The following is a 17,924-nucleotide window of genomic DNA, read 5'->3' as shown; positions in this document are numbered from 1 at the left end:
AGCTTAACAGTCAACTATCTATGATACTTCTATATAACGCCACTGAAAAAATCACCCAAAATATCTTTTTACCAATCACCCCTTTCCCATGCCTGATCATATAAAAAATCATCGATAAAAAGACGAACAAAAGCACCACTAAACTTTCATACAAGATTCATGATAAATAAACAGCCAAAGAACATCTAATTTCAATGAAAAACTGTCTGCATTAGTTCCATCACTACGCTTTAAATCTAATTTTGATAACAAACTATTTAAAAAGTCATACAAATACTAACTTTTCGATCGCTTTGACGTTAATATACTTATAATTAATTCACAGTTCATGGCGATAGCCTGTATTTAAAAGAGACTTAAAATGACTAATAAAAATACTCAAACATTAAGCGAAGAAGCTTGTTTACAAGCTGCATCGGAATTATTAGCTCGCCGCGAGAGCAATGAAAAAGGTGGTATTTTACCTGATGCATGTCGTCCAACTAACTTTGAAGATGCACTTGCAATTCAAGCAGCAACCGTTAAAGCGAGTGGTAAAAAGATAGCTGGTTGGAAATGTTTAGTTCCATTAAACCCAGAACAAATTATTGTTGGTCCTGTTTTAGAAGGCACAGTACAACAAGGTAGCACCTGTTTCGTTAAATCAACAGAACCAGGTAAAACATTAATCGAACCTGAAATCGCATTTGTACTAGGTACTGATTTACCTGCACGCGCAGAAGGTTATACAAATGCAGAAGTTGACGCTGCAATTGCAACAACACATATGGCATTAGAGCTATTACAACGCCGCTATGCACCTAACGACGACCTTATCTTCGCTGATAGACAAGCAGACTGCCTATTAAACCAAGGTATTTTTGTAGGGCCAGAAATAACTAAAGCACAAGCATACGATGCTGCTGAAATTAAGTTATCTATCGATGACGCAAGCTATGACGGTAAACATCCTAACCTATCAGCTCAAGCACCAATTTACTGGTTCGTTGATTTCATGTGTAAAAATGGTTTAAACCTAGAAAAAGGCCAAGCTATTATTACTGGTTCTTATGCTGGCGCGATTGAAGTACCAATCAAATCAACAGAGATTAAATATGAAGGTTTAGGAAAGTATAACGTAGAGTTTAAAGCGCTATAAAATAGTTTTTGAAAGGTGTCTGTGGTTGTTTATCAGACACCTAATCAGCTTTAAATTAAGCACTTATAGGATTCAGTATTTTTTAAAATAACCAACTAATACAACAATGTGATTAAAAACTCCACTGTACACTCATCAATAAAATACCAGGTAATATTACCCCTCCTTCGACACCAAAATAATCAGTAAAGTTGTATTGAGCGGCATGATAAATATATGGGGCAAAAGCAAGACCTGTATTGTCTTTCATATCTTGATAAAAGCCATCATCACCACAATTATCAAAAGCATCTATAAAAAACTCACCAGCATAAGTATAAACACCTTTAATCACCAACTTATCATTAATTCGATACCAATCTTTACGGACACCTAACAACGCACAGCGATTATTTTGGCTGTTGATAAAGGTACCCACTAATATACTGTAATCAGAATCCGCATTAAGCTTACGCTCTATAGAAAAGTATTGATTATTAAAGTATTGAGTTGAATCTGAATCAGGTGGAAGTGCATGATACAGAAATGACCCCGTATTAACTGAGAATAAATCGAAGGGATTAGCCATTATGGAAGGCGCTGACAAAACACCTGATAAAATAATTAAGAAAAGTCTTAAACGAACAAACAATATATTTTGCAAATTAAATTCCATTTATAGCAAGTAGATGAATTTATTATAAATAATAAAATTTTCATATTAAATTTATCTGTTACTTAACATAATAGTGTAAACATAAAAATAATTATCCAGACTATACTACTGTACTGAATATTCAACGTTTCTTTAACGCCTTTTTAAAGGAAAAACCAGTTACCAAAATAGTACCGATAATAACTAATGAAGCCCCTAATAAAGTATTTAAGCCGATCGCTTCCTCTAAAAAAAGATGCCCCCATACAATTCCAAATAACGGCACTAAAAAAGTCACTGACAAAGCAGAAGCAGGACCGTCATCTTTCACCAATCGAAAGTATAATAAATAAGCAAAACCAGTACATACAATACCTAATGCTAATACAGACATACTAATTGGTAAGGTAATAGGATCTCGTATTGGCATAAAAGGCAATAAAGGTAACACTATAATCACCGCAGCCCACAGACTGCCATGTGCATTTTCAAACGGAGCTACAACTGGAGCTACCTTGGTATAATTAGCAGACACACCATACATAAAAGCAGCTAATAAACAGGCTAAAATAGCTAATAGCCCCTCTTCACCCAGCGTCATTGCATGCTGACCGACTAATACTGACACACCTAACATACCAACTAATAACCCAAGACCTGCTTTTAATTTCAAAGGTTCTTTTTGCCATAAACTAGCAATAACAGCACCAAAAAGTGGAGCTGTTGAATTAAGAATCGCTAAGGTGGATGCATTTAATGTTTGCGCTGCATAAGCGAACATCAAAAAAGGCAGAGCGGTATTAAACGCACCAATAATAAAGAAATGCTTAAGATGGGAAGTAAAAAGTAATGTGCGCCCAAGATAAAGGCTTATTAACAACAAAAATAATGCAGCAGCGAATACTCTCCCTTCAATTAACACTGCAGGGCCTAAGCTATTTGCAGTTAGACGCATGAACAAGAATGATCCACCCCAAATAGCAGCTAACAATACTAATCGTAATACGCTCGCTAACGACATACTTCTTCTTCCTTGAATAAAGTTTTAACTAAGTAAAATGATGTGAGACACTGCTCTAAGTATAAATAAACGAAGGAGATAACATGCTAATTTTTTATATAATTTGTGGCGTACTCGTATTTGCAGGATCAGGTTTATTCATGCACATCAATCGTTTAGCAATATACCGTCGTCGTATTATCCGCCAATTAGCGGCTAACAGTAAACAAATGCCATTCATACTATCAGAATCACAAGAACAAAAAATAAAACAAAGCTTTCTAAAAGGCCTTAGTGTTAAGGAATGCCAGAAAGAGTTATAGCTTAGTACTGCCAATAATGAACAGATGAGTTAGACACTACCTTCTGACTCAACAACCAATATTCTTGCTTCTCCTTTTGGGTGGGCAACATGCTCTGTGCCAATAGACGCATAAAAAATATCTCCTGAATTAAGAATGCAAGATTGCTCTATTCCATTTTCTTTATAAAACATTTCAACAACCCCATCTAACACCACAAACACTTCTTGCCCATCGTTTACGTGCCATTTATAGGCTTTGTCTGTCCAATGTAAACGGGTCGTAATGCCATTCATATTAGCAATGTCTTTAGCGCCCCAAGCTTTATCTGACTTGAATTCCTTGCCTCTGGTTATTTCCATTGTTCTTCCATTTTAGCTGTTATTTTTAGCTTAATAATCTATCAAGTTTTATTCTTTATCTTTCTTATTTTCAAGAAGCCCTGCGATTGGTTCTTTATTATTATGACCATTGTTCTTGTTATCACTATGGTCATTGTTGTAATCATCATCGTCATCTGTTTTAACCCATTCAGCTTCTGAATCGATAATATCTTTATCTCGCGCCCCTTTCTTAATATTAACTAGCCCAACCAGTAAAAAGCCATTAGCAAACACAGAAATAAAGGCGGTAGGGAAAATAAGAATACGAGGAGCAAAAAATAAAAGCAGAATACCAATGATGATCGTACCAAAACAAAAGCCGATCCATGCAATGCCTGCTGCAATAGCAAGAACCCACAACATAACGCCGACAATGAGCTGTACCCAACCTAATATCATAAAACAACCTAATCTGAATGAAGAAGAAAATAAGATAGAGTAACTTCCTAGATAAAGTCGCTACCGTTTGCCTGACCATAACAACATGAAGGTTTTAATCAATATGTAATCGAGTTAATTTAGTTACGAATAAAATAAAAAGCATACAATGGATGAAATGAATCAGGGAAAACGTTAATTATTCATAGCGTTAAAGTTAAATAATTTAAATGTGTTTGAAATTCTGTAAATTTTTATCTATTCGTTTTTTCAAAACTATCACTTGATCCTCCTCATAACGTGCCAGACATACAAGCACTAAACTAGGGGGCATTATCTATTATTGTTCGAGGTTAATTTGTATTTAGACCAACTCACCATGCTACTTGCTGTTTTTGAACGTGCCGCATTAATGCTAATGGCACTCTTTCTACTCACTAGAACTCAGCTTTTTCAAAAAATCATCAGTAAACGTCAGCGCACCCCCAAAGAAATTACCATTATCCTATTATTATTTGTTTGCTTTGCGGTATTCAGCACTTACACCGGGATTAATGTTTATGGCTCCGTGGTTAATGTAAGAATCATTGCCATTATTTGTGGTGGTATTCTATTTGGACCTTGGGTTGGGATTGCAGCAGGGTTAATCTCAGGTGTCCATCGGTATTGGATAGACATTGATGGCCCAACATCACTCGCGTGCCTTATTACCAGCATTCTAGCTGGTTTACTTGCAACCTGGATCCACCAGCGTTGTGATAAAAAAGATTATGCAAAATATGGTATTGCCGCAGGTATGTTGTGTGAACTACTCACTATGATATTAATTTTGTTGCTTAACAAAAATTCAGCATTAGCTATCTCAATCGTTGAACAAATCTCAATCCCAATGATCGCAGGCACCTTATGCATTGGTTTGATCATTACTTTAGTGCAAAGTATTGATGATGAAAAAGATAAAGTCGCAGCACTACAAGCTAAACAAGCGCTTAATATTGCAAATAAAACCCTACCCCATTTCCGAAAAAACGATCGTGATTCTTTAGTTAAAGTCTGTGAAATTATTAAACAAGAAACAGGTGCTGATGCCGTTGCCATCACTGATACTCGTAATGTAAAAGCTTATGTAGGGGTCGGTGAAGAAAACTTTCTCGATTCCCATCATCAGATAAGTTACATGACACAACAAGCAGTGGATTTAGGCAAACAAATCATTAACAACAATCTTAATGTGCATGAGTTTCATTCACTGCTCATTATTCCGTTATGGGGAAATGGCAAAGTGACAGGCACTCTCAAGATCTTCTACAGCCAACCACATCAAATTCGTCATGCGTTACGTGAAATGGCTATTGGTCTCTCCCATCTAATCTCAACACAAATCGAAGTGTCGAACATGGAACAACTTAAAACCATGGCTAGCAAAGCTGAATTTTCAGCCTTACAAAATAAAATTAACCCACACTTCTTATTCAATGCATTAAATGCAATTTCTACCTTAGTACGGATTAAACCAGATCAAGCACGACAATTGATTGCAAACCTTGCCAACTTTTTACGTTTCAATTTAGAAAAAGGCAATGAATTAATTGATATTCAAGAAGAAATTCAACAAGTACAAGATTACGTTGCTATTGAACAAGCACGTTTTGGTAATAAGTTAACGGTAATATTTGATATCGACCCTGTCCATATCAAGATTCCTTCTCTACTGATTCAACCGTTAGTTGAAAATGCAATTCAACATGGCATTGTGCCTTCTCGTACACCCGGTACAGTGACCATTTCAGTGAAACAACAAGAAGAAACGGTAAAAGTAACAGTTACCGATACCGGCGTAGGCATAAAAACAGAGGTTATCGAACGGATTTATAAAGGCTCGATGGGCAGTCATCACATAGGAATGGTTAATGTACATCAGCGTGTTGGCCTACTTTATGGTTCAGGCCTGACGATTCAACGTCAAGACATTGGTACGAGTGTTTCTTTCGATGCCAATGATACTCAGGAGGAAGCATGTTAAAAGCAATCATCGTTGAAGATGAATACCTAGCCCGTGAAGAGCTTAACTACTTAATTAAGACCTATAGTCGTATTGAAGTAATAGAATCCTTTGACGACGGTTTAGCGGCCTTTACTTACTTACAAAGCAATACGGTTGATATCGTGTTTCTTGATATTAACATTCCTTCTATTAACGGCATGTTATTAGCGCGTAATATCCATCAATTCGCACAACCTCCACAAATTGTATTTACCACGGCTTATAAAGAACATGCATTAGAAGCTTTTGAGCTAGAAGCGTTTGATTACCTACTTAAGCCTTTAGATGAACAACGAGTAAAGCGTCTGTTATTAAAGCTTGAAGCCCATGCCACCTCTTTAATGGCTGAGGATCCTATACAAACATCAACCAATACCATTAATCTATCTCGAGATAATCGCATACGGGTCATGCCAATAGATGACATTATTTACGCAGAAGCAAAAGAGAAACTCACTGAAGTACATACTAAAGAAGGTATTTTTATTGCGCCTTATAACATTAGCGAACTAGTCAACAAACTACCACAACGCCAGTTTTTTCGTTGTCATCGCTCTTACTGTGTAAACTTAAAGCGTATAGAAGAGATCATCCCTTGGGTGAATAGCACCTACTTACTTAAATTTCATCATCACCCAACTAAAATATCAGTCAGTAGAGGTAATATAAAAGAGTTTCGAAAAATCATGAGTTTGTAATTCACGCCCAAATAATGCAATTCATGGTGATTGAATTGCATTTCATTTTTTACTTTCCCACACATATTGTAATGCTTTTCAGACGTTGTATTTTGAACCTATCAGAAGCGAGAAAATCGTCTTCATCCACTTTTTAATATTTTAAACTTTTGGGGTTCACATTATGATTACTATCGCGTCACATCAAAAAAAATGGCTTACTTTAATAGGCACCGTCATTGCACAATTTGCCTTAGGTTCGGTTTATACGTGGAGCTTATTTAACTCCCCTCTCGCTGAAAAAATTAATGAGCCTGTTAGCCAAATTGCATTTTCCTTCGGTATTCTTAGTTTAGCTCTCGCATTTGCTTCTTCTATCTCGGGCAAATTACAAGATAGATTTGGCGTTAAAAATGTCACCATTGGTGCAGGTGTGTTACTTGGCGCGAGTTTATTGCTCGCCTCTCACGCAACCAACTTAATATCACTGTATATTTGCATCGGTTTATTAGTTGGCTTTGCAGATGGTACGGGCTATTTAATGACTCTATCTAACTGTGTTAAATACTTCCCACAACATAAAGGATTGGTATCTGCCTGTGCGATTGGAGCCTATGGTTTAGGTAGCCTTGGTTTTAAATTTATTAATATGTACTTACTAACGCACTTTAGCTTAGCTCAAGCCTTTTCTGCTTGGGGAATGATTGCCATGGTAATGGTTATTTTCGGTGGTTTATTAATGAGTGATGCTCCGAAACAGACTGTCGAAGCAACAACAAACAAACAACACAAACTGCCAACCAATTCCGGTGAATTTACCTTATCGCAAACAATAAGAACGCCTCAATTCTGGATGCTAGCAACTGTTTTCTTATCAATCTGTATGAGTGGTTTGTATGTAATTGGCGTCGCTAAAGATATTGGTGAAAACTACATTCATTTATCAGTCACTTCTGCCGCAACATCGGTTGCAGTTATTGCGATTGCAAATTTAGCAGGTCGACTTGTATTAGGTGTATTGTCAGACAAAGTTGAAAGAATAAAAGTGATTTCGTTTGCCATATTAGTGAGTTTTGCAGGCGTTGCTTCTTTAATCTTTGGCGAACCTAGCAGCAATGTATTTTACTTTGCCGTTGCTTGTATTGCCTTTAGTTTCGGAGGCACCATTACGGTGTTCCCTTCACTCATAAGTGACTTCTTTGGCTTAAATAATTTAACCAAAAACTATGGTGTGATTTACTTGGGGTTTGGTATCGGTAGTATTACGGGATCGATTGTTGCGTCTATCTTCGGTGGTTTTGTACCCACTTTTTACGTGATAATGACATTACTCACCCTATCATTAGTACTGACGTTATTAATGAAACACCCAGCTAAGAGAAAAGCTTACCGTCAACAGTTAACCACACAACAAACAATATAATAAAGAGTTTTGATTTAAGGGAGGATTAACCTTTATAAAGCATCACCTTATTAGCTAAGTGAATAAGGTGATGCTTCAAGGCTAAAGTATAAAATTAAAAAGCAGCTTCTATCGTGCCTTTATATGTCTTATCTAGAAAATCACGCGTCGCTTGTGTTTGAAAGATTTCAACAAACTTTTTGTAAGTTTCATTATCTTTATCTTGAACGCGCGACGCAATATTCATGACAGCAAACTCAGCATCTTTCGCTTCAAGGTAAATACCTTGCTCAGCAGGGCTCAAGCCCGCAGACATAACGTAATTCATCGTAATAACAGAGGCATCAACATCATCTAATGTACGTGGTAACTGAGCCGCTTCCACTTCAATAAATTCAAAGTTTTTAGGGTTATCAACAATATCGTAAACCGTTGTTTTTGCACCCGCATCAGGCTTTAAGGTAATTAACTTTGCATCAGCCAATAAGAGTAAACCACGTCCACCGTTAGTAGGGTCGTTAGGAATTGAAATTTTTGCATTATCCGGTAAATCATTAATAGATTTGTATTTGCTTGAGTAGATACCCATACGCATTAAAATAGAGTGCCCAATAGAAACGATTTTTTGCTCACTATTACTATTAAAGTTACTCATAAACGGTTGATGTTGATAACTGTTAAGGTCAAGACTACCATCGGCAAGCGCAGCATTAGGGGTGATATAGTCAGAGAATATAACCACTTCAACTTTCAAACCTTGTTTTGCGGCTTCCGCAGCAACGGCTTCAACAACTTCAGCATGAGGGCCAACAGTTGCACCTACTTTGATCACTTGAGTATCATCTTCTTGCCCACAAGCAGCTAATCCAAGCACTAATGGTAAAATATAAAATAACCTTGAAATTTTCTTATTAAACATTTTCAATTCCTTCAAAAATAATGGACGTATAGACGGCTAAATAAGAATAGTACAATAAACAATAGAATATACATAATTTTTTTGGTGATTATTTTATCGCTGCTTTATGAGTAAATTTAAGTTTATTTTATGAAGGTATGATTTAGTTTTTGATTTGATGTAATAGATAAGCTATTCAAAGAACGAATTAAGAGTGTAGATTTTGCTTAAAATATTTTTCTTAAAGTAAATAACCTCAATTCCGAATAAGAAAAGCGATACAACACGGCTATTTAAGCGAATTTCTGCGTTAACCTGAATTGAGGTTAAATAACAAAAAAAGCAGCTAATCGTTTGAGTTAGCTGCTTTTTAGTATTCAGTCTTTTAATAATGACTATTAAATTACTTCTCAATGAAAATATTCAAACCATACATTCAATACAAATAGGATTAATGAGTTGCTCTATCACCCCAAATTTCTTTTAAACGTTGGTCGCGACCACAATTCCAGCGATACGCATTGTAACGTAGAGGGTTATTTTTGTAATAATCTTGATGGTAGCTTTCATTACCTTTAATAGGATAAAAAGTACTCGCAGTTAATATAGGTGTCACGACGGTTTTATTAGGAAACTCGTCAATCACTGCTTGTTTAGATTTCTCAGCAAGTGTTCGTTCCTGCTCATTAGCAACAAAAACAGCACTTAAATAACTGGTTCCTTTATCGCAAAACTGACCTCTTGCATCAAACGGGTCAATGTTAACCCAATAATGATCTAATATTTCTTGGTAGCTTACCTCTTTAGCATCGTAAGTTATTTCAACGGCTTCATAATGCCCTTCATGATTTCCTCGATAAGTTGGATTCTCCACTTCACCACCGGTAAAGCCTGAAATAACATCAGTCACACCCGGTAGTTTTTCGAAATCAGACTCCATACACCAGAAACAACCACCCGCTAATACGGCCTTATCTGCATTAGCTAATGACACATAAAAAAGCATCGATGTTGATAAAATTAACCCTAATATTTTTTTCATAAAATTCTCTTATTGACGTGATGAATAGACAAAACACCTTGAACGGTAACGGATATATATAACTAGACCCATTATTAATAATAATTATTTCATTAATAACTCATTTCAAGGATAGACCAAGAGGCTTTAGAAGCTTTAGTCTCTGTCATCTCAATATATTGACATAAAGTTGTTCTAATACTTTTTTGAGGATATAGTCGTTTTATTGAGCAATAATTAAACACATTACAACCATTAAGAGCAAATCAATCTTAAACTTCAAAAATACAACTTATTCGCTTTACGCCAGTAAATGAAAAGATTAGTTATCATCGACACTAATTCATTAGGAAAAGCATAAAATGTCATATCAAAATAAACATATAGCCATACCAAGAGTCGCTTCATTGCTAAACTTACTCTCTTTCATTTTAAACGCTTATAGTAAGCTTAAAAGGTCTCATTTATGGATATGTAGTCGTTTAAAAAGTCCATTATTACTCATAATATTTTCGATGCTCTCTGCTAACGGATTAGTCATTACTAAAGTGAATGCATCTGAAAGCAAAAATACCATTTCAACAAAAGCATCTTCAGAGATTGAAATCAAACGAGAGTACCTACAGCACATTATTAGCCAACAGGAAAGGCTAGTTACCTCACTAGTCAATACTCCCTTTATGGCTTCTTATGTATCTAAAAATGAAGTATTAGCTCGAGAAAGCTTGAATGAATTGTTTCTTACCGCTGCCACTATCAATAAGCACTATATGCAAGTTCGTTTTATAGATGGGCATGGCCAAGAAAAGATTCGTATTGAGCAATCAACTAAGGGATTAGCACCTATTGTCGTAAAAAAAGAAGCACTACAGAATAAAAGCGCTCGAGAATATTTCTCGGAAACTAAAAAAACACCAGCTGGGGGCTTATGGTACTCATCGTTTGATTTAAATAGAGAACTAGGAGAAATAGAGCAACTAATTAACCCTACTTATAGGATTTCATCTCCAGTTTATGTTGATGGAAAATTTTCTGGCATGGTTATCATCAACTTAGATATGACAAATGTTATCGGTTATTTAACTGAGTCTACTGATTTTTTGGTGTATCTAGTAGATGCTGATAGCGAAGTGCTTATTCATCCTGATCCTAAAAAATCTTGGAGCAAGTATTTAACTGGCCGTAGTAAATATCAAGAAGTAGCAGAAAAAGAATCAATAAATTATTCTCAATCTTTAGAGGATATATTTAAAAATGGCGAAGGTATTCGTATTATTTTGAAGCCACTTGAAGCCACTCCTTCACTTGCACCAACAAAGAATCAATAAATCATTTTTCTGTGCAAAATTTAGATCACTTATTTAATATAATTGGTATAACAAAAATCCAATTACGAAGGTTGTTTATTAAGAGCAATCTTTTTACTGACTAAGCGTAAAAGATGCTTAACGGCCTTAGACAGCACTTGGTTTTTTCGAACAACATACCCCAAACTAGTACAAGGGAAATCGAGAAGCGTCACCACCTCCGCTTTTAAATTTTCTCTATTATAAATAGAAAAATCAGGAACAATGGCGGTGCCAAATCCGGCCTCAGCCCAATCTATTTGCGCATCGACACTGCCTACTTCCATGATTCGATAGCGCGGTAGATTTAAAGAAGGCAAAGCAAGGTCAATCAAATCACGGGTTCGCGTATCATGACCAAGTAAAATTAACGTGGGAGACTCCGCACTATCTTTTTGCACCACTTCACCTTGTACTAATTCTAATTGATGCCCAACCGCACACCAATGCACTGCTTTTAACTCTGTAAAATGCAGCGGTAAACTTTCTTTCTGGGCAATCACAAAGCCTAATTCTGCATCTGCACTTTTAACTAATGAAGAAGCTTGCGATGAAGTTGTATTAAAAAGGGCAAGATCCATGTTTGGATACTCTTGTTTAAATAATTGAAAGGGTTCAATCAACAGTGCTCTGGAAATGATATCGCTGGCAGCAATAGTCAATGTACCTTGGCGAAGGTCATTCAAGGCATTAATATCTGCTTGGCACACTTTTAACTCTTGTAAGGTTTTTTGACTGCTCGCTAATAAACGTTGCCCTGCTTGGGTCAACCTAAACGGGCTGCGCTCTATTAACTTGGTGCGAGTCACCCTCTCTAATTGTTTTAAATGCAAACTGACGTTGGGTTGGGTCATGTGTAATGCTAAGGCAGATTTACCAAAATGTTGTAATTCAGCTAATGTAACAAACGTTTTTAACCAATTAATATCAAGCATAATTACCTTCCAACCTCTCAATTTAATACATAGCCAGCCATATGGAATACTTATCAATGTAATAACTATTATTAATTTATCATATTATCGACAGTTATGTAGCATACCCTTTTCATCATTCAAGGGGTAAAGTATGACATCAATAGTGGTTGTAGGTGCAAACTGGGGCGACGAAGGTAAAGGTCGTATCGTTGATTTTTTAGCAGAAGACGCGAGCGCAAGTATTCGTTTTCAAGGCGGTAATAATGCTGGTCATACTGTCGTTAATGATTTCGGTACTTTCAAACTACACCAATTACCAAGCGGCATATTTAACCCTAATTGTATTGCAGTACTTGGCCCAGGAATGGTGATCAGCCCTGCTGCTTTAAGTGAAGAAATTAGCGAAGTTAAAGCATCAAACATCGATGTAAACCTAAAGATATCAGACCGTGCAACGCTTTGTTTACCATTACACGCGTTAGAAGATACCTTAGAAGAGCAACGCCTTGGTGATGCTGCATACGGTTCAACAAGGCAAGGTATCGCACCTGCTTACGGCGATCGTGTAATGAAAAAAGGTATTTTAGTTGGCTGGTTAAACCAACCAGAAGTGCTACAACAACGTATTCAATTCTTACTTGATTGGAAACTACCTCAACTGAAAGCCCTTTACCCTGACAGTGACTTTAACCAAACGGCAAAAGAGATGACCAACTGGTTGTTAGACGTCACAGCACCTTGGCGCCAATTCATTTGTAACGTAACAGAGCCGCTAAAAGCACTGCAAAAAGAAAAAGCTAACCTGTTATTCGAAGCACAGTTAGGCGCAGGTAGAGATTTAGTATACGGTGAATACCCATGGACAACGTCATCTAATGTAACCGCTGCTTATGCTGGTATCGGCAGTGGTTTACCGGCTTTATATCCTGAGCGTATTGTTGCTGTAGCTAAGTCATTTAGCTCATCAGTAGGTACTGGCACACTAGTAACAGCAATGGAACATCAAGATAACTTCCGTGAAAGTGCAAACGAATATGGCGCAGTAACAGGTCGTCCACGTGATATGGGGTTCTTTGATGCAGTTGCGACGCGTAATGGTGTTGAATTACAAGCCGCTACTGAAATAGCATTAACTAAAATTGATTGTTTATCAGGTATGGCAGATTTAAAAATCTGTGTTGCTTATGAAGGCCAACACCCAGAAAATCCAATTTGGCCACAAACAGCCGCATTAACGCCTGTTTATGAGCAGATGCAAAGTTGGAGTGAAGATATCAGTGGTTGTCGCACCTTTGACAGCCTGCCAATCGCCGCACAACATTACGTAACCCGTATCGAAGCGCTAATGGGCGTACCTGTGAGCATGGTATCTGTAGGCCCTGAACGTGAGCAGATGATTATTCGATAAGCCGCTTTAGGATAATTGAACACAATAAAAACTCCCCGATTTATTGACAATAACGCCATTAAATCGGGGAGTTAGTTTGAAAGGAAAACCTTAATTAAACAGTGACTAAATCATCTCTTAAGCGTCACTTTTATTATTTTAATATTTTCTGAAAGTCACGCCAATCCACAATTTTAAAGTTTTGGTTTAAAGGCTGAGGCTTATCGCTTAAGTTATACCAATCTTGATCAATAAACACACCTTGAGGGTAAGCTTCTCCTAAGTTGAATGTAGTAGCATATTTGTTATGAATTTAACATTTATAAAACCTTGCAAAAACACACTAAATCTCTTATCTAACTTGTGCCTGAAATAAATCAAAGTTGTTTAATGCTTCAAATACTGTAAGTACATTCCAACCATGCACCCTCAAAGCTTTAGCATTAGACATGTTGATTAACACGGCCACTTTACGTCTAGGCCAGCATAAATCTATAGCAATCATATTGTTTTTATCATTGATGACGACACCTAACTCTGCACCAGGTAACCTCATTGACTCGCATTTTTGCAACAGACCATCCAATGCTGTATCTGCATATTCTCTTAGGTTATTATAATCAAATACATCAAACTTATGCTGTTCACGGCGTAATCGATTTATTTTTAGAATATCTTCATTACTTACATATAAATGCCCATGATGTGGTTGTTTTTTATGGCAATCAGCACAAAGTCCTCGCAAGTTATCGCGATTATTATTAGCTTTGTTTCCGTTAATATGATGTACATGTAAAAGCTTAGATTCATTAATTAAATTAACGCCACATTGTTCACAGGTATAATCAAGTTCAAGTCTAATTTTAGATGAAATTGATGGCCAATCAGATGTATAACCTGCGGACTGAAAACCCGCAGTAGATTTAGGCAGAGCCTTAAAATAAGAGCTATATGATTCAAAAAACTTAGAATATAAAAAGTTTTGTATAAATACAGTCTTGTCTCCCCAAGATAACAAAGGAAAGTTATTATGATTAATGAGGGTTAAACAGTTTTGGCAGACAGCTAACTCAGCTTCTCCATTTATTTCTTGTTTACTGTGAGATTCAATACCAAAAACAGGGAAAAACCCATCGATACGATTTATTACATCGTAACGGTCATTAAACCTTCCCTTCTCTCTCATACCAATAATTGTTTTACATTCTGCAACGTGAACTCTTTTGGCCCACTTCTCTTTACCATTACTCAAAACATTTTGAATATTATTTCCCTGATCAGGAATATAAAGCATGACCTGATGACCGTCATAATTCAAAATTCCATCGGAGCCATCAATTTGGTCAAGTTGGATATCTTTTCCGAGAATTAATCCTTTCGTTAAATGACTTCCAATACTCTCAAGCTCTGTTGAACGGCTACTAATATTAAAATGAGTGACGACTTTTCCTAGTGGCGCAACCGCTCGATGCAATGCACTTAAATCAACGGTTAGTTTCATTATTGAGCCTCTAATATCCGTTTAATTTGAATATCAGCGTTAGTTATTGCTCTAAACGAAACTCGACGAGACATTGCTTCATTTTCAACACCATCATTCAAAACTAAACGTGATGATGAAAAACCAACTGCCGCAATATTTGCTTTAATCCATTCGGCATCATCTGGCATCAACGAATAGCCATACTCTAATACTGAACGAGTGCGGCCTTGCGATAATTGCATATTATAGAAATATGCTTCTGCATTTGATGAACCACGCAAGCCTAAACTTGACGTGTGCCCTTCAATTCGAATTTCATCTAATGAATCTCTATATGGTGCAAGCACCCTAATATAACGAGGGAAAAAATCATTCAAAATCTCTTTATATGCATCACTTAAACGGGTTTCATTATTAGCAAACAATACATCTGGTGATTGAAAATTGAAGGCCAATGTTTCCTTGTCTATAGTCGCGCCCCACTTATCAAGATCCTTTTCAAACTCATCTTCCAAAGCTTGATAAATAGCTACTTGGTTTTCTTGATATGCAACAGCCACATCTTTGATTTTGTCGTTTTCTTTTTGCGTTATCATCATAAAAACAATAGCGATGAACAAGAAAACCATCATTAAACCAGCCATCAAATCAGACACAGTCAACCAATGCTCACCACTTTCCTGTGCTCTGTGGTTAGTGCCAAATATTTTATCCATTAGACTACTCGCTGATTAACAACTTCATTCATAGCTTGAGTCAATTTAATATAGTCTTCAACAAACTTACCGCTGACTTGAGCTAAAGCTTGACCCATTTCATTCATTACTCGATTTATTTCTTGCTGCATTGCTGTATCAATCAGCTTAAGTTGTGAATCGACAGCTTCAGCGGTAAATCCTACCTGTTGTTTAACTTGCTCTTCCATGGCATCAAACGTACGCTTAGCTTGGTTAATCTGTTGTGTTGCTGCATCATCAATCACTTCATTTAGTCGTTGCTGTAATTTTTCAGCTGACTTAACCACCGTATCTCGAACAAGCTCAGTGTCAGTTACCAAGTTTTTGTTGGCTTCTTTCATTGTTGAATTTATGTCTTTAGCATCTACAACTAACTTCTCAATCATGTCACGCATAGTGCTGTTAAGGTCACTTACCGCGTCTTGTAAATGCTGCTTAATAACTTCCGTCTGTGTTTGCAGATAATCAGAACTTGTTTGTAAGCTTTCGTTTGTTCGGGCTGTGTTGTCTGTAAACTCATTACCTGCGGTTTCAATTTCTTTGCCTATTTTTTCCGAGCTTTCAATTAAACGTTCGCCAACACTATTAATACCTTTTTCGGTTTCACTAGCAAATTTTTCAAGTAATTCATTAGACGTTTGAGCATGCGCTTTAATATAATCATCGGATTCAGATAGAAGTGATTTGTAATGGTCACTGGCAGTAGTCACTGCTGCGGATATATCTTCTACGGTGCTTTGCACTTGAGCCCTAATCTCTGGCACTGCTTTAACAGCTTCATCTCGCATTAACTTAAACGCTTCTAAATGACGTTCGAGTTCAGCCAATTGATGCTGATTCACCTCCATGACATCTTTTAATTCATTCATTGATTGCGGAATGATTTTACTTTGCTCACTAATGTGCGCAACTGAAGATTCTGTCGCTGAAATTGACTCAACGCCTTGAGCATATTGTAGTTGCATTTGTTCAAGTTGTAATTTGTAGTTTTCTTGCCATTCAACAAGCTTAATCACAGCCTCATTCAATTGCTTAAAGTTATCGCCAAACTGCTCTGTTAAATTATGATTAAAATCTGTAATAACTTGTTTTAGGGCTTCTATCACTTGTTCAGTAGCGGATTTAGATAACGTGTCAGCAAAGTCTTGCAGTTTAAGCCACAGCTTTTCAGAGAATCCATCAAACTTTTCTTGCTGTTTAATGGATTGTTCTTGCAGATTTTTTAGCGACAGCTTGGCATTATCGTTTATGTCACTACGCAAAATTCTAAGTTGCCCAAATAAAGTGAATTCTTCATTACCCACAAGCGCATCTTTTAAAACACGCGTTTCAATCACTTGTGCCTGCATTGCACCCAATATCGCTTCAGGCGTAGCATGAGACGTACTTTCTTCAACCTGCTTGGGTTTTAAGAAAGAAAATGTTGATAATGTTTTGAAAACTAACGAGAGTAGAATACCTGCCAAACTGGTAATAAATGCAGTTTTCAACCCTTCAAGTAAAGGTGGAATGCTGGCCTCAATATCAAGCTGATTGAAATCTAATAAGCCTAAAACAATACCTAAAAACGTACCAAAAATACCCATAGTCGTTAATAAGGTCGGCACATAATTGACGAATTCAACTTGTTTTGCTTGTTTGGTAAAAAACAACCCTAATGCACACACTATAACCATCAATACTAAAATCACACTACTTGTCAATTGTGTATCTAAACTACGTAATAAACTTTCTAATATGTCCATATACTTCTTTCTTTATAGGTTAAGGCTTGATGTAAAATAGCCTGTTCGACGATGGCGACAGTCAGGTGTGGTTGAGTGGTTTGGGCTTAATTTAAATAGGCTTTGAATTGGTCGCACGATGACAGCAGACTTAACCGTTTTATGCATGCTATTGGCCACGCACAATCACTTTACAATCACGCAATTTCACTTCTGAGTGAATTTACGTCATATCATTGAAATCTGCTTTTTTAATGGCTGGCATGATAAATGTAATAATGTCCGTTTCTGTAACCCTTGCTCGTTGCTCATCAAGGTCTTTCTGAATCACAAATTAATAAGCCTCCTTCATAAATGAAGATTAGCAGGAGGCACAAAAACATCAAAACATAATATAAAATATAAAATATAAAATATAAAATATAAAATATAAAATATAAAATATAAAATATA

Annotated in this window: 18 protein-coding genes and 1 pseudogene; 7 read left to right on the top strand and 12 right to left on the bottom strand. The window is 36.5% G+C overall.

Annotated elements, in window-relative coordinates:
* Positions 1 to 361: 361 nt before the first annotated feature.
* Complete coding sequence (locus tag V6255_RS00085) at positions 362 to 1,138, top strand: hydratase (protein ID WP_341626328.1); 777 nt, start codon at positions 362 to 364, stop codon at positions 1,136 to 1,138.
* A gap of 112 nt (positions 1,139 to 1,250) precedes the next feature.
* Here V6255_RS00085 and V6255_RS00080 read toward each other — a convergent pair whose 3' ends face one another.
* Positions 1,251 to 1,781, bottom strand: a complete 531-nt coding sequence (locus tag V6255_RS00080) for a hypothetical protein (protein WP_341626327.1) — start codon at positions 1,779 to 1,781, stop codon at positions 1,251 to 1,253.
* Between the two features lie 133 nt (positions 1,782 to 1,914).
* Positions 1,915 to 2,793 (bottom strand): DMT family transporter, encoded by an 879-nt coding sequence (locus V6255_RS00075; protein ID WP_341626326.1) that lies wholly within the window; start codon positions 2,791 to 2,793, stop codon positions 1,915 to 1,917.
* A gap of 83 nt (positions 2,794 to 2,876) precedes the next feature.
* On the opposite strand from V6255_RS00075, the gene V6255_RS00070 reads away from it, so the two are divergent.
* Entirely contained in the window at positions 2,877 to 3,095 is a 219-nt protein-coding gene (locus V6255_RS00070; protein ID WP_341626325.1) for a hypothetical protein, read from the top strand.
* A 29-nt stretch (positions 3,096 to 3,124) separates the two neighbouring features.
* On the opposite strand, the gene V6255_RS00065 is transcribed toward V6255_RS00070, so the two are convergent.
* Together V6255_RS00065 and V6255_RS00060 are read right to left on the bottom strand one after the other, a co-directional pair.
* The gene (locus tag V6255_RS00065; RefSeq protein ID WP_341626324.1) at positions 3,125 to 3,436 is read right to left on the bottom strand and encodes a cupin; all 312 of its coding nucleotides are present in this window, start codon (positions 3,434 to 3,436) and stop codon (positions 3,125 to 3,127) included.
* Positions 3,437 to 3,484: 48 nt separating this feature from the next.
* Entirely contained in the window at positions 3,485 to 3,856 is a 372-nt protein-coding gene (locus V6255_RS00060; RefSeq protein WP_341626323.1) for a hypothetical protein, read from the bottom strand.
* A 322-nt stretch (positions 3,857 to 4,178) separates the two neighbouring features.
* Here V6255_RS00060 and V6255_RS00055 point away from each other — a divergent pair, with 322 nt between their 5' ends.
* From V6255_RS00055 to V6255_RS00045, 3 genes are all read left to right on the top strand, one after another.
* Positions 4,179 to 5,858, top strand: coding sequence for a LytS/YhcK type 5TM receptor domain-containing protein (locus V6255_RS00055; protein WP_341626322.1), 1,680 nt, complete (start codon positions 4,179 to 4,181; stop codon positions 5,856 to 5,858).
* Positions 5,852 to 6,577 (top strand): LytTR family DNA-binding domain-containing protein, encoded by a 726-nt coding sequence (locus V6255_RS00050; RefSeq protein WP_341626321.1) that lies wholly within the window; start codon positions 5,852 to 5,854, stop codon positions 6,575 to 6,577. Before V6255_RS00055 ends, V6255_RS00050 begins: the two co-directional genes overlap by 7 nt.
* 166 nt (positions 6,578 to 6,743) lie before the next feature.
* Positions 6,744 to 7,979, top strand: coding sequence for an L-lactate MFS transporter (locus tag V6255_RS00045; RefSeq protein WP_341626505.1), 1,236 nt, complete (start codon positions 6,744 to 6,746; stop codon positions 7,977 to 7,979).
* A gap of 94 nt (positions 7,980 to 8,073) precedes the next feature.
* On the opposite strand, the gene V6255_RS00040 is transcribed toward V6255_RS00045, so the two are convergent.
* Positions 8,074 to 8,877: a MetQ/NlpA family ABC transporter substrate-binding protein gene (locus V6255_RS00040; protein WP_341626320.1), complete on the bottom strand. Its 804-nt coding sequence runs from the start codon at positions 8,875 to 8,877 to the stop codon at positions 8,074 to 8,076.
* A gap of 430 nt (positions 8,878 to 9,307) precedes the next feature.
* Positions 9,308 to 9,898: a peptide-methionine (S)-S-oxide reductase MsrA gene (msrA, locus tag V6255_RS00035; protein ID WP_341626319.1), complete on the bottom strand. Its 591-nt coding sequence runs from the start codon at positions 9,896 to 9,898 to the stop codon at positions 9,308 to 9,310.
* A gap of 341 nt (positions 9,899 to 10,239) precedes the next feature.
* On the opposite strand from msrA, the gene V6255_RS00030 reads away from it, so the two are divergent.
* Entirely contained in the window at positions 10,240 to 11,205 is a 966-nt protein-coding gene (locus V6255_RS00030; RefSeq protein WP_341626318.1) for a cache domain-containing protein, read from the top strand.
* A 62-nt stretch (positions 11,206 to 11,267) separates the two neighbouring features.
* On the opposite strand, the gene V6255_RS00025 is transcribed toward V6255_RS00030, so the two are convergent.
* The gene (locus V6255_RS00025) at positions 11,268 to 12,158 is read right to left on the bottom strand and encodes a LysR family transcriptional regulator (RefSeq protein ID WP_341626317.1); all 891 of its coding nucleotides are present in this window, start codon (positions 12,156 to 12,158) and stop codon (positions 11,268 to 11,270) included.
* A 133-nt stretch (positions 12,159 to 12,291) separates the two neighbouring features.
* Between V6255_RS00025 and V6255_RS00020 the strand changes: the two genes are divergently transcribed.
* Positions 12,292 to 13,548 (top strand): adenylosuccinate synthase, encoded by a 1,257-nt coding sequence (locus V6255_RS00020; RefSeq protein WP_341626316.1) that lies wholly within the window; start codon positions 12,292 to 12,294, stop codon positions 13,546 to 13,548.
* A gap of 133 nt (positions 13,549 to 13,681) precedes the next feature.
* On the opposite strand, the gene V6255_RS19255 is transcribed toward V6255_RS00020, so the two are convergent.
* The 5 genes and pseudogenes from V6255_RS19255 to V6255_RS19250 form a co-directional block, all read right to left on the bottom strand.
* Complete coding sequence (locus V6255_RS19255; protein WP_425355893.1) at positions 13,682 to 13,840, bottom strand: phytase; 159 nt, start codon at positions 13,838 to 13,840, stop codon at positions 13,682 to 13,684.
* Between the two features lie 39 nt (positions 13,841 to 13,879).
* Positions 13,880 to 15,028, bottom strand: a complete 1,149-nt coding sequence (locus tag V6255_RS00015; RefSeq protein WP_341626315.1) for an HNH endonuclease signature motif containing protein — start codon at positions 15,026 to 15,028, stop codon at positions 13,880 to 13,882.
* Positions 15,028 to 15,726 (bottom strand): OmpA family protein, encoded by a 699-nt coding sequence (locus tag V6255_RS00010; protein ID WP_341626314.1) that lies wholly within the window; start codon positions 15,724 to 15,726, stop codon positions 15,028 to 15,030. Before V6255_RS00010 ends, V6255_RS00015 begins: the two co-directional genes overlap by 1 nt.
* Positions 15,726 to 17,492 carry a hypothetical protein gene (locus V6255_RS00005; RefSeq protein ID WP_341626313.1) on the bottom strand — a complete coding sequence of 589 codons (1,767 nt, stop codon included), beginning with the start codon at positions 17,490 to 17,492 and terminating at the stop codon, positions 15,726 to 15,728. The genes V6255_RS00010 and V6255_RS00005 overlap by 1 nt, the downstream gene beginning before the upstream one ends.
* A 114-nt stretch (positions 17,493 to 17,606) precedes the next feature.
* Positions 17,607 to 17,736 (bottom strand): annotated as a pseudogene (locus V6255_RS19250) (type I restriction endonuclease); the annotation flags it as partial.
* Positions 17,737 to 17,924: the final 188 nt, after the last annotated feature.

Origin of the sequence: Psychromonas arctica (genome assembly GCF_038155225.1) — a bacterium.
Taxonomy (GTDB): domain Bacteria; phylum Pseudomonadota; class Gammaproteobacteria; order Enterobacterales; family Psychromonadaceae; genus Psychromonas; species Psychromonas arctica_B.
The sequence above is the reverse complement of the archived record's forward strand: the minus strand, read 5'-3'. Positions and strand labels throughout refer to the sequence as shown.